Source organism: Idiomarina sp. 017G (genome assembly GCF_004362265.1).
Taxonomy (GTDB): domain Bacteria; phylum Pseudomonadota; class Gammaproteobacteria; order Enterobacterales; family Alteromonadaceae; genus Idiomarina; species Idiomarina loihiensis.
In genome coordinates, this window is sequence record NZ_SNWT01000003.1 from 109954 (window position 1) to 125583 (window position 15630).

The 15630-nt window shown below is 44.0% G+C and carries 13 protein-coding genes and 1 pseudogene; 8 read left to right on the forward strand and 6 right to left on the reverse strand.

All coding sequences use genetic code 11. The features are described from left to right. Positions 1 to 549: 549 nt before the first annotated feature. The 5 genes and pseudogenes from DEU30_RS06605 to DEU30_RS06625 form a co-directional block, all read right to left on the reverse strand. Positions 550 to 1590, reverse strand: a complete 1041-nt coding sequence (locus DEU30_RS06605) for an HNH endonuclease (RefSeq protein ID WP_227016332.1) — start codon at positions 1588 to 1590, stop codon at positions 550 to 552. Positions 1591 to 2989: 1399 nt separating this feature from the next. Then, positions 2990 to 3268: a hypothetical protein gene (locus DEU30_RS06610; RefSeq protein ID WP_011233312.1), complete on the reverse strand. Its 279-nt coding sequence runs from the start codon at positions 3266 to 3268 to the stop codon at positions 2990 to 2992. Positions 3269 to 3426: 158 nt separating this feature from the next. Next, positions 3427 to 3852 (reverse strand): bifunctional diaminohydroxyphosphoribosylaminopyrimidine deaminase/5-amino-6-(5-phosphoribosylamino)uracil reductase RibD, encoded by a 426-nt coding sequence (locus tag DEU30_RS06615; protein ID WP_011233313.1) that lies wholly within the window; start codon positions 3850 to 3852, stop codon positions 3427 to 3429. Between the two features lie 181 nt (positions 3853 to 4033). After that, positions 4034 to 5048: pseudogene (locus DEU30_RS06620) on the reverse strand (IS3 family transposase); the annotation flags it as partial. A gap of 25 nt (positions 5049 to 5073) precedes the next feature. Then, positions 5074 to 5922: a DMT family transporter gene (locus DEU30_RS06625; RefSeq protein WP_011233316.1), complete on the reverse strand. Its 849-nt coding sequence runs from the start codon at positions 5920 to 5922 to the stop codon at positions 5074 to 5076. A 102-nt stretch (positions 5923 to 6024) separates the two neighbouring features. Between DEU30_RS06625 and DEU30_RS06630 the strand changes: the two genes are divergently transcribed. The 3 genes from DEU30_RS06630 to DEU30_RS06640 all read left to right on the forward strand — a co-directional run bounded on the left by DEU30_RS06630 (position 6025) and on the right by DEU30_RS06640 (position 9126). Continuing rightward, positions 6025 to 6921 (forward strand): LysR substrate-binding domain-containing protein, encoded by an 897-nt coding sequence (locus tag DEU30_RS06630; RefSeq protein WP_011233317.1) that lies wholly within the window; start codon positions 6025 to 6027, stop codon positions 6919 to 6921. Positions 6922 to 7745: 824 nt separating this feature from the next. Continuing rightward, positions 7746 to 8282, forward strand: a complete 537-nt coding sequence (locus DEU30_RS06635; RefSeq protein ID WP_016341244.1) for a sigma-70 family RNA polymerase sigma factor — start codon at positions 7746 to 7748, stop codon at positions 8280 to 8282. Continuing rightward, complete coding sequence (locus DEU30_RS06640; RefSeq protein WP_011233319.1) at positions 8272 to 9126, forward strand: hypothetical protein; 855 nt, start codon at positions 8272 to 8274, stop codon at positions 9124 to 9126. The genes DEU30_RS06635 and DEU30_RS06640 overlap by 11 nt, the downstream gene beginning before the upstream one ends. A gap of 193 nt (positions 9127 to 9319) precedes the next feature. On the opposite strand, the gene DEU30_RS06645 is transcribed toward DEU30_RS06640, so the two are convergent. Next, on the reverse strand, positions 9320 to 9718 hold the full coding sequence (locus DEU30_RS06645) for a helix-turn-helix transcriptional regulator (protein WP_227016331.1): 399 nt from the start codon (positions 9716 to 9718) through the stop codon (positions 9320 to 9322). A 228-nt stretch (positions 9719 to 9946) separates the two neighbouring features. Here DEU30_RS06645 and DEU30_RS06650 point away from each other — a divergent pair, with 228 nt between their 5' ends. The 5 genes from DEU30_RS06650 (at position 9947) to DEU30_RS06670 (ending at position 15604) form a co-directional block, all read left to right on the forward strand. Further along, positions 9947 to 10720 (forward strand): type IV toxin-antitoxin system AbiEi family antitoxin domain-containing protein, encoded by a 774-nt coding sequence (locus DEU30_RS06650; protein ID WP_034819209.1) that lies wholly within the window; start codon positions 9947 to 9949, stop codon positions 10718 to 10720. A gap of 6 nt (positions 10721 to 10726) precedes the next feature. Beyond that, positions 10727 to 11671, forward strand: a complete 945-nt coding sequence (locus DEU30_RS06655) for a nucleotidyl transferase AbiEii/AbiGii toxin family protein (protein WP_034819207.1) — start codon at positions 10727 to 10729, stop codon at positions 11669 to 11671. 96 nt (positions 11672 to 11767) lie between these two features. After that, positions 11768 to 12118, forward strand: a complete 351-nt coding sequence (locus DEU30_RS06660) for a helix-turn-helix transcriptional regulator (protein WP_034819205.1) — start codon at positions 11768 to 11770, stop codon at positions 12116 to 12118. A gap of 14 nt (positions 12119 to 12132) precedes the next feature. Then, a complete protein-coding gene (locus DEU30_RS06665) occupies positions 12133 to 13428 on the forward strand; it encodes a type II toxin-antitoxin system HipA family toxin (protein WP_114981773.1) in 1296 nt (431 codons plus the stop codon). Between the two features lie 307 nt (positions 13429 to 13735). Beyond that, positions 13736 to 15604 carry a CocE/NonD family hydrolase gene (locus tag DEU30_RS06670; RefSeq protein WP_114981772.1) on the forward strand — a complete coding sequence of 623 codons (1869 nt, stop codon included), beginning with the start codon at positions 13736 to 13738 and terminating at the stop codon, positions 15602 to 15604. Positions 15605 to 15630 lie beyond the last annotated feature (26 nt).

The following is a 15630-nucleotide window of genomic DNA, read 5'->3' on the forward strand; positions in this document are numbered from 1 at the left end:
GATTCAAAAAGCTTCTCGTTCGGATCATTAGATTTTATGGCCCAAGAATAGTATTTATCAATAACTTCCGGGTACTCGGATAGCCTTTCTACTATGTCGGCCCATCCAAATACATGAACCGAGAAAATACCTTTTTTTCTATTTTCCTCAGTTATTTCTCTTGCTCTCATTTCAATGCCAGCATCTTTTACTGATGTTGTAGCTATGATAAAGCACTCAAGTCTGGGCAAGAACCTTGAAGCCTTTTCTACTTCTGAGTTTAGTTCACGGAGGGTAAGCATGCTTCCGCTGTAATTATCCTTACCTTTACACTGAATTCCATAATACTTTCCATAAGCATTTGATGGGCTTCCAAAAATATCAACACCATGTTGAGTTTGACCGCTCCTGCCGTTTTTTTGAATATTTGGAGTATTCCATACTTGCGCCCACAAATCGCAGCATAAACTCTCAAAGTCTTGCCAGTTTTTTGGTGGTGGTATTTGAACTGGAGGAATATTTTTCAATTTCAATACCTGTTGTTTGAGGTTGGATTGGCTAACGCCAAATTCAGCGGCTTGTCCGCTGTAATGCTTTGTTAAATGATATTTCACCCGCTAGTTCTTCTATGCTTATATTTCCCTTCCGGTGAAGCATTGCATGACAATTTGGGCAAACTGGCCGCAAATCCCTTATCGGGTCAACTTCATATTCAGATTTAATCTCCGACATCGGGGTGAGGTGATGTACATGGATGTAACCGTCGCCTCGCTTTCCGTAAAACTCACTGAAACTGAAATCACATACGCAACATCGAGCTCCATATTCTCTGATACATGCATTTCTTGCTTCGGGGTTGCGCTCGTATGCATTTACAGTGATAGTTGTTTTTGCTCCTTCTTTGAGAGGCTCGTTAACCTCTTCAGCAAAGAAAAAATCATCAGAAAGATAAACCCCTCGGCTTGCCAGTTCAGTCCCCCAATCAAGTTCACAAGCCAACTTTATTTGTTGTCTCTGCCAAGCGAAATCCATATCCTGCTTATTGTGAAACTCAAAATATGACTTTGACGGAAACAAAGCTCTATCAGGGTGGTTTTTATTATTTATGATAATTCCGGTAATAGCAGGCAGTTTATTATGATGGAGCCACTCAGCCAACCCACCCATAGCATGTTTGTTCAGACTGTCGCCAGGTGTTCTTCCATCATTGGGAAACTCTAAATCATTGAGTACCTTCAAATAGGGTAGATGTGTCATTGGGTTGTTTGAATCAATAGTACCACTTTGGATATGTGAAATTAGGTAATTTAGAAGCCTTTCCTCATTCGAATTCAATGGCGGTGTTGCTCGGCTTTTAAATTCCAGAAACTCTAAGTAGGCTTTCAATGCAGACTGGCAGTTTCCCCAGTAATTTCTCTCTTTAAGAGAAACTTTCAACCGCCTCAGAATATCACTAACGGACTCGGAGCTATTTACAGAGTCTGAGGTTATATCAATGTGTAGATGATTTGTGATGGCAGATAAATATGTAGGGTAACTATTTACCGTACCCTCGACTAAACCCCTAACATCCCTCAGATATGATTTGTAGCCTTCAATATCTTCTATCACCACAACCTCCGTATCATTTAACGCATCGTGCGGCGCCGGTTTGTGGAGTGGCGTTTTGCGCTCGCCGCTACGCTAGCACAAAAAACCACGGAATAAGCTATCCTACTGGCACGTATGGTTATGTTATGTCATTGACATTAATAGACTTAAATAAACAACACAACAGCAAAAAGTGTAATATTTTCGAGGTGAACGTGCCGTGCATCGTTGGCATCTCTCTCACTTACGAGTGATGGGACTGAAGCAGACCGACGTTAAGAGGTTCGCTGCTCGCTCATAATTGCCTGTCAAGTTAGTGTAGAAGCTTTCGATTATTCTATTAGACCAAATAAGATCCAGTACCAGTAAAAGCCTTACACTAGTCCGTTATAATAAGGAAATCATAGTTAGCTTCAGCATACGTTTTAGCTTGTTGCCAGGAGGCAATTGCCCGCCTACCGATGAACGCGTCCAAAACCCGAAGTATCTTCAAGAGCTTTTATGGGTATTCAGCTTCTGCGGTTGAGCCATACGCTGAGTATGGTGGCAGGTGGATCCGCTTCACCCTGACCTAAGTTATTGCGCCCAAGCTCATAGTTGAGTCGCCGATACACGTCCCAGTACTCCCTAACGGCATCGACATCTTCCGGTATTGTACTGCCTGATTCACTGGGCGCGATCGAACTTAGCTACCCCCATCAGGTCACTTCGCGAAAGCACTCTGTCTTCCTGTTGAGCTATCAAACGTCTGAGGAAGACATCAGGTCGGTGGGTGAGAATCGTCCATAATTCATCAAATCAACATACCCACTTTATTCTCCGAATATTGATGAATTGGTGATTTTTTATACTCTGGTCTTTCAATTTTGGGGGCCTTGATCGGCTTGTCAGGAACCTGAACTGTCTGGCTAACTATCCTTTTTTCCATACCTCTTTGTGCCAACTTTTGCAGCGTTTCGGGATAGAACGACAAAATAGCTGGCTAAATGGCCTCGCTTAAATTTCTCCAGATCCTCCAGAATACTTGGCCTGAACGCTTAGTACCTACTAACACCACTTGAAAACGGCATGGTGATGTTTACTCCGGAGGCGGAGGTCACAGGTTCGACTCCTGTCGGGCGCGCCATTTCCCTAGCCTGCAGAGATTTTCCTCCTTTCGTATCTACTCTAAATTCTTTTCTTTGCTGATTTTTCGGCGTGACCGTTAGCTATTGTGGCTGATTTGGCGCTGGATCAGGGCTGTGTCCATTCTGTGTCCAGATTGTGGCCGCGGTTGCGGGTGACAAATTAGCGGATGTAAATTTTGACCTTTGCCTAATCTAATAATAAAACGAACTCCTCCAGAGAAAAAGTAATCGGCTCACTACATGCTTTATTTAGCAGGTGGAGCTGTGTAGTAATTTCCGTTATCGCTCCAGAACTATAACCAGCCTGAGTCGTTCATAACGAAATATTCGCCAAACGTGTTTTCTTCAACATTCTCAATTTTTGTTCCGTGTTTTATATCGCTTAATGTTACTTCATGCTTGCTAATTTCACCTGGCCCGAATACTTGGGCAATATAATGCTTTCCGTTTTCGCTATACAAATACATCGTTGTCTCCAAACCGTTTTTGGCATCCCACTTCCCTATTATTTCACCTACTATTCCGGGATCTACTGATTCAAGAGCGTCCTTTTCTGCAGTAGTTTTGCCCATAATATTTACATTCAATATTGGAGCGTAGTCGGTTCTTGCCCAGTAAACAGAAGTGCTCAACCTTTAATCGAGTTTAAGGGGCTGGAAAGACTGAAAATTCGTGTAGTTATAACCTAATCCTTGTTAAACCATAGCTTTCTGGTTTTTAGCGAAACTATTTATGATTTTGCTAAATAGGGGGAAAGGAATTGTGCTACCAGTTCAGCACACAGGCCGACCTCAACTTTTACGCCTCCCGCCGTTAGTATCTCTGCGCCTTTACCATTGTTTCTGATGTCTGGGTCGAGCATTGCGATAATCACATGCTTGATGCCCGAAGCGAGAAGTGTGCTTGCGCAAGCAGCAGTCCGGCCGACAAAAGAACAAGGCTCTAAAGTGACGTATGCAGTAACGCCGCTTAGGTCTCCTGAATGAGCATTTAAAGCCTCTACTTCTGCATGACTTCCACCAATGGCCTGCGTAAAGCCTTTGGATATTACTTCGCCATCTTTAACCAGCACACATCCGACAGGAGGATTCGGTTCACAGTGGGGAAGTGCTTGTTTGGAAATATTCAAAGCTTCCAGCATGAATTTTTCAGACATTTGAAACCTTCACCCCCGGTTTAGCTGGTTTACTTTAGTATGCCGTCATCAACAGCCTGCTCAAGTTTACTTCTGATGACAGACCAAAGCGCTTTGATGTCGCTCTCAATTCGTTGGTTTACGGAAAGCCCCTTACCTTTAGTAATTCCATGCGCCTTCCAGTTGGGGTTCTACTTCGTTATCACGGACGGTTTAAACTCGCGCTAAACTGCTGATCTTGTTTTGCCAGTCTACGACGCATTCTTGGATTATGAAACCGCTCAATATAATCAAAAATATCTGAACGAGCTTTATCCCTTGTTCGATAATGGCGATAATTCACTCTTTCACGCTTCAGTATCCCAAAAAATCCTTCACAGCCGGCGTTGTCGCTGCAGTTACCGACTGCGCTCATGCTGCTGATCAGGTTATTAAATTTGAGAGCACGCTGATAATCACCGCTGGTAAATTGAGAACCGCTATCCGAATGTAAAATCACAGGCTGATTGCCTGTTCGTTGCCAGACGGCCATTTCCACTGCGCGAACAACCATGTAACGATCCTGCCGATGATGCATAGACCAGCCCACTATCAGTTTGCTGTACAAGTCGAGCACAACGCACAGAAACGGTTTACCTTCGGTGGTTTTGACTTCGCCATTTAGTTTCAGGCTCTGTTGCTGTGAAGTCACGTGCCAGGTGATCTTTAAGGCCAGCGGGTCTGGCGGCCGGTCGCTTTCGGCCTCGTCCTTTCTTATGAGTCCAGCCCTGAAAGCCATTAACGGCCATTAAGCGGGCCACACGATTCAGACTCACTCGTTCACCTTCAATAGACAGATCTTCATGCATACGTGGTGCGCCAATTACACCACCACTGTCCTCGTGGATCTCCTTAATGCGCGTCAGTATCCGCTGATTTTCGACGTCCCGGGCACTGGGAGGCTGTGCTGCCCAGGCGTAATATCCGTTGGGTGACATTTTCAGACATCGACACATTAAGCGTATCGGAAACTTATCTCGGCAACGCTCTATCGCCTGATATCTCAGAACGAGTCTTTTGCGAAGAACGTTGCCGCTTCTCGCAAAAATCCCGTTCCTTTTTAAGCCGGGAATTCTCGCGTTTAAGCCGCGCCATTTCTTCGTCACGGGGGTTACTTGATCCCTTGAAAGCTTTTTAGAGGATGGTTCGGCTTCACGCCGCCACCGGCTGAGCAAAGAGTAATTTAAGGCCAGACTTCCGACTTTAAGCCGATCTATTAGAGTTCCGCAGAGTTAAAACGGTGAGTGGTGCAATGATAAGGACTGAACCTATATAAAACCTTGCGTCAGGGGTTTCGGTAAAAAACACAATCCCCAGTATTACCGCCCCAATAAGGCCTGTATACTCGGCGCTGGTGACTTTGTTGCTTTCTGCGGCTCGATAAGCAAAAACGCAGGTACCGGCATAAATCATCGCAAACAAACTGGAGCCCACTGAAATTAAAAAAGTACTGACATCAAAACTGGCACCTTCAAACCATGCCATTGCAGAAGCTAAAGGAATACCCAATAGGTTAGTTAAGTAAAGCGTGTCCAGAATACTGTGTTCAGCCGGAAGCTTTTTTACTAGCAGATTATTGAGCGCCAGGGTTGTAGCAACCACCAGGGCCGCCAACGCAAAAATGTTTGTAGAGGAGGGGTTCACAATTACCAATACGCCAACCATGCCTAAGACTGCAGTAATCAAAGATAAGCGTGTGACACGCTCTTTAAAAAACATGCGGGCTAATACAACCGTGATAATAGGCGCCGCATAAAATATGGCATTCGCAGTCGCTAGCGGTAAAGTGGTTAATGATATCACCATAAACACCGTACCGAGTAAAAAAATATGAGCGCGAGTGGCATGCCAACGTATATTCTTAGGCAATAATGGGCGCTTAAAAAGCAACATAAACGGTAAAAGCATCAGCGTGGCACTTATTTGACGGTATAAAACAAATTGAAAAGGTGCCTCAAAACCATCCAGTAGCTTAATCAAAGAATCTGAGAGAATAACGATGTTATTTCCTAAGACCAACATAATAATAGCCATGAGCAATGAGCGATCCACCTTTGTTCTCCTCTTTAAACTGTTAGCGATGAGGGCATTTTACGTGGCTCTTTTTATTAAATATAATGATATTAACTAATTTTCACATGAGGTTTTTAGATAATGAGCCTTCCGCTTCGCTCCATCCATTATTTTGTTGAAGTTGCGCGTTGCGAGAGCTTTTCCCTGGCAGCAGAGCGCTTACATGTGTCACAAAGTGCCGTGAGTCATCAGGTGGCACTACTTGAAGGATATTTGGGTGATGATCTCTTTGTTCGGCGGGGCCGCAAAATTTTGTTAACAGCAGTCGGCGAGAACTATTTTAATGAAGTTGCTGGAGCAATTAACGCGATTGAAGGGGCGACTGCAAACGTCAGGCAATATGATACCCGGCAGGTAAAGCTGGCGGTGCATGGTTCGTTAGCGGTAAAGTGGCTGATACCGGCCCTCGATGAGTTCCGACAACGCTATCCTAATGTGGAATTGACGCTGCAAATGCTGACTCAGGATGGTAATTTTGATACCCAGTGGGCTGACTGCTTTATTACAACACAGCCGCCAGGCATGGGTTATCAGCGCTACCATTTGTATGATGAAACGTTAAAGCCCTATTGTTCAAAAGCATTATGGGCTGAGGCTCATCGGCTCGAAAGTGCGGGTGACCTCATTCAATATCCATTACTGTCAGCGATAAGCGCATTTGCCAGCGGCGAACCGGGAACCGACTGGCAGCGTTGGTTTAAAAAAGCCAACCTTCGGTTACCTGTGAGCGCTAGGGTTCACCACTTTAGTCATTTATTACTTGCTGCCGAGGCGGCTAAATACGGACAGGGAATTGCGCTGTTAAATGAGTTTATGACAACCGAGCAAGAGCGTGAAGAAAGTTTGTTTGAATTGCCGTTTCACAGTATTCAAACCGATGACAGTTTCTATTTTGTTTACCCTTCCAGTACCGCTAAAAGTCCCGGGCTTGAGTCCCTGGGCGATTGGTTGGTCGCTTTATGCCGTACACGGCATTAGTCTTGATACTTAACTTGTCAGCCTTAGCAATACTGGCCTCGAGTTCTCTCCATGTAGCGATGTGTCTCGAGCCTAATGGCAATGAGGAACCCAGAATTTATCTTGTAAAAACTGAGTGGGTAGAATCCAGGCGCTGCTAAGAAGCGCCCGGTAGATTTAAATTCCCAAAGTTACAGCATAAGTTAACATCAGTACCGAGAGTCCAATGAAGATAATACACAGAGGCAGAAACTGCATAGGGAGGTTTAGCTCCCTTTCAAGAGCACTTGCTCCTACCAAATTATAGGCGTTTTAGTTAATATTTAAACCACGGTGATTGCTAATCGACGCATAATTTAGGGTAGTGGTTATCTGGCTAACTATCCTTTTTTCCATACCCTTTTGTGGCAAGTTTTGCAGGGGTTGGAGATAAAACGCTAAAACATCTGGCTAAATGGCCTCGTTAAAATATTCCTGAGATCCCTATAGAACGTGGCCTGCACGGTTAGTAACTTCTCTCACCATTTAACGTCAGCCAGTCGCTATTTACTCCGGAGGCGGAGGTCACAGGTTCGACTCCTGTCGGGCGCGCCATCTTTTGAAGTTCTCGCATTGATAGTAACTATTAACTCAATTTCTCTTGTGTCCATTCTGTGTCCCAAATTATCTCCGACTACACGCTTACGATAACTTTGTTATTTTAGTAGGGCGTTTTACCCTTCATTGCTTTCCTAACTGTCAACAAAGCACAATTAACATATGCTGCTCTGAAAGAATTAAAAAAACGGTAATATTTTCGACAACTGGATCGTCTTTAAGTCGAGATGTGTTTTTGGAGAATGACATTGCAGCAACACAAAGCGAAAATATCTGACTTGGCACTGCAACACGGGAGGCTAGTCTTTCACTGCGCATATCGACTGTTAAGCGATACACACCTTGCAGAGGATGTGACTCAAGACGTATTTATTAAACTGTTTAAAAAATCTCTTAAAAGCATGAACGAGGTGAAAAACTGGCCTGCTTATTTAAAGTCTATGGCAGTTACCACAGCGATTGATTATCTACGTCGTAATAAAAGATTAGCGGAAGACGACTTGGAAAGCGTGCCTGAAAATGAAAGTGATACATCAAGGCACCCTTTGAACCAAGTTTTACGAGACCGTGATTTGATACTGTTCAAACAAGCCCTTTTGCAATTGACAGAGCAAGACGCTCACATATATTGCCTGCGTCATGTCGAAGGATACTCTTACCAAGAAATCGCCGAATTAATGCATGTCTCTAGCAATTCAGTCGGCGTATCCCTGCATCGCTCACAGCTAAAACTCTCCAGTATCGTAGGTAAATCAGAATATTTAGGAGCTCGTCATGAACACTAATCACGATTCTATTCAGACTATGCTTAATAAAGTTAAGGGACAAAAGCCTTCGGAACATGACGATATAGCAATGCAGTCCCGACTTCACGCTGCCATTGATGCACAAGACAACCCTGTAGATGAAGAAGAACCCGGCAACGGTATGATTCGTCTTTGGAGTTGGTTAAAAACCGCCTCACAACCAAAGCGATTTGGCTTTGCTGGAACGGCTGCCGCTTTGGTGCTAACCGCTGTGTTGATTATCACCACGTCGGTGAGCAAACCTGCATTTGCATCGGTGGTCAAGAAGTTAAGCGAAATCACCAGTATGGTGTACACAGGACAAATGCAGTCGGATGACCAAGTTATTATGACAGTAGAGGTTTTTTACCAATCGCCCAGTAAAATTAGGGTGGTCAACACACCGCTTCCAGACATTGAAGGTGCACCTTCAGTAGTGAACGTGATGGATACTAAACTTGGTAAGGGGTTAATACTCTTCCCTGAACGCAAAGTTGCCATGCCTATTAATTTTACGCCTGGTCAAAACGCGAAAGAGGCGCTGGAAAATGAGTTACTTGATTGGCACACGAAAATTTTAAATTACGACGGTGAAGTGAAGAGTGAACCAGGTGTAGTTATCGATGGAATAGAAACGACTGTCTTTACAGTGGAGCCTGAAAACATGAGATTGACTTTATGGGTCGATCCTAAGACTGAATTACCTATTCGTATAAGAGTAGAGACAATGGATGGACCGTATTTTGTTTTTGAGGCAGATGTGGCATTTAATGAAGCGATAGACCCTGAAATGTTCGACTTAGCGCCATCTGGCTATGAAATTATGGGAGCGGATTCGGAGTAAGCCAGGCTGTTGCCGAGCTCGGGCACTTGCGAATCGGCCGTGGCGCTACGGGGTTATAAACCATCAGTAATGCCCGAGTCGGCAACGGCAGAACGAGTATCCCAACTAAAATCCAGAAGGATACTTGCCAGAACATGTTTAACTCCCTTTACGTATAACGGTTCTTTTTCAACAGGTCTTTGCCTATTATTCTTTACCAAACTTTCCGGCTATCTGCTCTGTTTACCAATTTACTTATTAAGTAAGCAGCTAAGAAAAAAGCAGGCGTCGCAAAAATGTCTGGATGCATAATCCAGGTTGCCAGTCCCAGTAACACGCTTAAGTACTCGACCCAAACGAGTTTATTTCTTCTATTGACGCCAAACAAACTTAATTTGAACCAGACCGGTTGTTGCTTCCAGTATTTAGATTCTTTATCAATCACAGTAATTTCCTCCGTTAGCTTCGACACATCAACTTCGAATACAGAGGCCAGTGATTTAAGAGATTCCATACTTGCTTTATTGCCGCTTTCTATACGTTGAATTGTTCTTACACTCAAGCCTGACATTATCGCTAATTGTTCTTGAGACCAATTTTTACGTTCTCTCAATTTTTAATCATTCAAATTCTCCTGGTATCTGTATTCAGGCTCAATGATGAAGCAACAACGTCGGTGTCGGTCACGAAATATACACGACAGACGGGCGACACTAACTGTAGTGGTCAAGAGAAGCTAACCACAGGTTTACGATTTTCCTGTGCCTTCAGTTTGACTAATTCATTATACACGTCAATAATTAACGTGTATAAAGTATATTGCAAACCAAAAGAGCATCACATGTTAAATCATGAAGCGGGCAAAACGCTAAAGCAAAAACTTCCTCTCGGTATGATAGCAACAAAGCGTTGGCTACAAGAGCAGGGCTTGAGTTTGCACTATATCGACAACTCCGTCCGACGAGGAGCTTTAATCGTTGCTACGCCCGGGGTCTATTATCGCGAAGAAGCTTACCCAACCTGGCAAGGTGTTGTGGCTTCATTGCAGCGAATAGCTACGTTCGCAGTCAATGTGGGGGGCCTGACAGCTCTAGAGTTAAATGGTGTAAGCCATTACGTAAATCAAAGTGGAAAACCTACGATTGGTCTATATTGTCCTGAGAAGCTGCCTGTATGGGTTGATAAAATTGGTGTGGAAGCTACTTTCGAATGGCATGGAACGAAGCGATTGTGGCCAGAATCACTCATGCGCGACCAGCGCGTTCTCCGTCCTTATGAATGGTCAAAAGGTTTGCCGGAAATAACGTATTCTTGTGTTGAAAAAGCTTATCTGGAAGTGCTCAACGAGGTACCTAAACATATCAGTTTTGAGCATGCTGATGCGCTGCTTCAGGGGTTGCATAACTTATCACCCCGGAAGTTAGATACGCTGCTAAAAAACTGCCTTAATGTCAAAGTAAAACGGCTATTCTTTTGGCTAGCGGAGCGCAATCAACAGCCCTGGTTTAAACGTTTAGTGTCAACAGACTACGATCTAGGCTCAGGTAAAAGAGCTATCGCGGTAAATGGTCGCCTGGAAAGCAAATGGCAGATCACGGTACCCAAGGAGATGTAAATTATCATGGATAGAAATAGCATTTATTATCGGCAGGTTCAGTTGCTTATGCAGGTGTTACCATTTGTTGCGGCTCATGACTGCTTTGCGCTCAAAGGCGGCACAGCGATTAACCTATTTGTCAGAGACTTTCCGCGACTGTCGGTTGATATTGATCTCGTTTTTCTACCTATGATGGATCGAGATGAAGCACTTAATACGATCACTAGTCACCTGGAGAAAATAGGTAAAAAGCTCACAGCCGAAATTCAGAATGTGACTGTCATACGCCCATTTGAAGTCAAAAAAGACGCGCTCCGTTTATTGGTGGAGCGTGAGGTTCGCGGTACAAAGGTTCAGATAAAGATAGAACTGTCACCCGTACTTCGAGGAACTGTCTACAAACCGACAACCTTGAGTGTTACTGAAGCGGTGGAAAATGAATTTGGCTTCGCAGAAATTTCCGTGGTTAATTTCGCCGATCTCTATGCTGGTAAGATTTGCGCCGCGCTCGACCGGCAGCACCCCAGAGATTTGTTTGACGTAAAACTACTTCTGGATAACGAAGGCTTCACTGATGATATTCGTAAAGCGTTACTTGTTTATATTGTCAGCCACCCCCGTCCTATTTCGGAGTTATTACGACCTCATTTCAAAGATATTTCCGAACTTTATGAGGGGGAGTTTAAATCGATGGCGGACATCGATGTCCCATTCGCGGAGCTTGTGGCTGCGCGTGGGAAAATTGTAAAACTCATGCATGCGGCATTTACTGACGAGGAGAGGTCGTTTCTTTTGACGTTTAAATCACGCAAACCGGATTGGTCATTACTCGGACTTGATGGTGTTGATCGGCTACCGGCGGTTAGGTGGAAGCTGAAAAATCTTGGAGAAATGAGTGAGGAAAGACATCGGAGAGCTTATAACAGACTTGTGGATGCACTCAATTCAGTGGGTTTAGTTACGAGATAATCCATATATGCATTATTTGACTATATTCCATATATAAACTAAATTTTTATATTCTCTATTTAGTATAAATGCCTATATTCTATATAAGGAATTAAAATGCGAATCACCACTCCCGGTTCCTTGGGTAAATATATAGCACAACGGCGACAGGAAGCTGGTTATAGCCAAATGGAATTAGGCAAACGGATTGGTAAAGATCAGCGTTTTATATCCCGTGTTGAGACCAAAACATCATCCATTACTTTCGCTAACTTAATGAAAGTAATGGCTGCTTTGAACATTCGGTTCGATATTTCTAATTCCGCAGATGACGGTTATGAAGTCTTAAATAGGGTCAGGAAAGCGTCTGTGGATGAAAATCTCCCGCAAACCAAGCATCGGCCTCTTGATGCGCTTAAGAGCAATCGTAGGCCTATTGTGATTCGAAAATCACCACCTAAAAAGTAAAAGGAAGATTCGTCATGCCAAGGCGCAAGGCTACACGAGAATTACATTGCGGGATTAATGGAATAAAAGTAGGAACCGTAAGGCGGAAAAGTGGCACCTTCGAGTTTATTTATGATGATGAATGGTTGGGAGCAGAATATGCGCATTCGATAAGCTTGTCACTGCCAATGACATCTAAACGACATACAGGCGAGCGCGTTCGTTATTTTTTTGATAATTTGTTGCCAGATAATGAAGAAGTTCGTCAGCAAATTGTTGATAGAATCGGCGCTTACTCAACAGACACTATGGATTTGCTATCAGCTATCGGGCGTGACTGTGTGGGAGCGTTATCTCTTTCCTTAACGGAAATACCTCCAGAACCATCTATGCAGATGAACCCGGTCGATGAGAATGAAATCAATGAGATTTTAAATCATGCGGTTACCGGGCATACCCTCGGAATGGGGGATGACGATACTTTTCGTATTTCTATTGCAGGAGCTCAGGAAAAAACAGCATTAACCTATCACCGTGGTCAGTGGCATCAACCGATAGGTAACACTCCTACAACCCATATTTTTAAAATGGCTATGGGAGAGTTACCTAGTGGCATAAATATGGAGCAAAGTGTCGACAATGAATGGTTTTGTTTACGCTTTATGCATCATTTAGGGTTTGATGTAGCGCACGCTGAGATAGAAGTTTTTGGTGAGCAAAAGGTACTTGTTGTCGAACGTTTTGATAGACATACGGATGAAGATGGTCAAATTTTAAGGATAAGCCAGGAAGATATGTGCCAGGCTCTGGGCAGAGCCGGGCAATCGAAGTATGAAGATAAAGGAGGCCCGGGCGCTTTTGAAATATCGGATCTGCTCGCAACAAGTCAGCAAGGTTTAAAAGATCAGCAAGTGTTTTTTTTGAGTCAATACGTATTCTGGTTACTGTGTGCTATTGATGGTCATGCAAAGAATTTCAGTGTTTATTTGGACGCTTCGGGTTATTGGTTAACGCCAATCTATGATGTCCTTTCAGCGTATCCAACCCTGGGTAAAATACAGCCGAAAAAAGCTAAAATGGCAATGAGGGTAAAAAGTAAAAACTCCCATTATCATTGGCATAAAATTTTACCTCGGCATTGGCCTAATCATGCCAAATTTTCTGGCCTTTCCCCCGATATTGCTCAAGAATTAATTGGTGCGATAAATGAGGAGTTGCAGGGTGCTCTTGATAAAACCTGGGCTGATGCTCCCGAACACTTTCATCGGGAAACAGGAGAACAAATAACCAAAGGCGTTCTGGATCTAGCAAGGAAAAAACTGCTGATATGAACGATCTAAAAAGTTATTTGGAAGTGTTCCTTCATTAACCCAGAAGGATACTTGCCAATCATGGTGGCGTGTCCCGTGGCGCTCAAAGCTGGCTCCCCAATACACGATGGCTGTAGCAGTCGATATTAACGCGAAGACAGAGAATTTTTGGGACTTCGGCGGCCTTCCCACAACTAAAACTTTGAACAAACACAAAACTTGCTACTGAGTGGTTTTGGATTTATAACAAAGAAAGGTCGAAAACGGCTATCCGCGGCATCCATTCGAGGTGGTAAACGAGTTGGTTCAATAATAAAAGGGACAGAACATGAAGGTTGTTATACGCAGCTTTTTGCTGGCTATATGTTTGCTGACGGTGAACTCCGCATTCAGTAAACAAAGTGTAGCGGATGAAAGGGAAGCCTATATCCGGGCTAACTACACCAAATATGAATATCAAATCCCGATGCGCGATGGCGTAAAGTTATTCACGTCGGTTTACGTACCCAATGATACCAGCAAATCTTACCCTATTATGATGCAGCGAACGCCTTATCGCGTTGCACCGTACGGGGTAGACGAGTATAAAAAACGTTTGGGACCGAGCGAAGCATTTGAAAAAGACGGTTTTATTTTTGTCTTCCAGGACGTGCGCGGCAAGTTCATGTCGGAGGGGGATTTCGTCAACATGCGCCCGCAGGATGCCTACACTCGCGGAAAGAACGCAACGGATGACGCCACAGATACGTACGACACGATTGATTGGCTCGTAAACAATATAAAGGGTAACAACGGAAAAGTGGGTATGTGGGGAACCTCTTACCCCGGTTACTACACGTCGGTGGCATCAATTAACAGTCACCCTGCGCTTAAGGCAATTTCTCCTCAGGCTCCCATTGCTGATTGGTTCTTTGATGACTTTCATAGAAATGGTGCTTTCGTCACGCCTATGGCTTTCATATTTTTTGATACCTTCGATAAGCAGCGCGATGGCACCTTCGCTTACTGGCCTGAAGGTATGAAAACTGAAACGCCAGACGGCTATCAGTTTTTCAAAAATCTTGGGCCACTTTCCAATGTAAACGATAAGTACTTTAACGGAGAACGCCCATTTTGGAATGAGATTATTCAGCATCCAAATTACGACGATTACTGGAAGGCGCGGAATGTCTTACAGCACTTATCAAACACTAAGCCTGCCACGCTAGTTGTTGGCGGTTGGTATGATACAGAAGACCTTTACGGACCGCTTTATACCTATCAAACCATGTCAGACAACAATAAGAAGGATCATGTTCAACTGGTCATGGGGCCCTGGTATCACGGTCAATGGCAAAGCGAGCAGGGCGGTACTGAACTTGGAGAGGCTCATTTTGGTTTTGATACCAGTGCTTGGTTTCAAAGAGATGTGTTGCTGCCATTTTTTAAAGAGCACCTAAAAGGTGCTGATGAAGCCAATCTGACTAGGGCAACCATGTTCGAAACCGGCAGTAATCGCTGGCGTCATTTTGAAGCTTGGCCGCCTAAGGATACATCTAGAGAAACCCTGTATTTAGCGGATGACGAAAAAATCGTTGAGCAGGAAAACAATACGGGTAGCAGCGAGTACCTAAGTGATCCTAACAAGCCGGTTCCTCATTCTGCCGAAATCAGTCGCGGCTGGGATAGACCATACATGGTAGAAGATCAGCGTTTTACGGCGAGAAGACCTGACGTTCTGGTATTTGAGACCGATACGCTGGAATCGGACTTAACAATTGCCGGGGCCATCGACCTTAACCTATGGTTCGCTACCAATAAATCAGCGGCGGATATTGTGGTGAAGCTTGTCGATGTCTTTCCTTCCATTGATGAGAATACCAATAAGGCTGACATGGAGCGCGGGAACCGCCATGAGCTTGTGCGTTGGGGCGTGTTACGCGGGCGTTTTCGTGAGAGTATGAGTGAGCCTAAAGCATTCGTTCCAAATCAACCAACTGAAATTGGGTTTGAGCTGTACGATGTTTTACATACGTTCAAACGCGGGCATAAGCTGCAGATTCAAATACAAAGCAGCATGTTTCCGTTTCTGGATATTAACCCCCAGAATTACGTTGAAAACATTTTTAATGCAAAAGAGAGCGACTTTGCAAAGGCAACTCATAAAATTTATCACAACTCTGAGTATCCGAGTTCGATAAGCTTTAACGTGCTGTAATCGACTCCGACCAGACGTTTGATTTA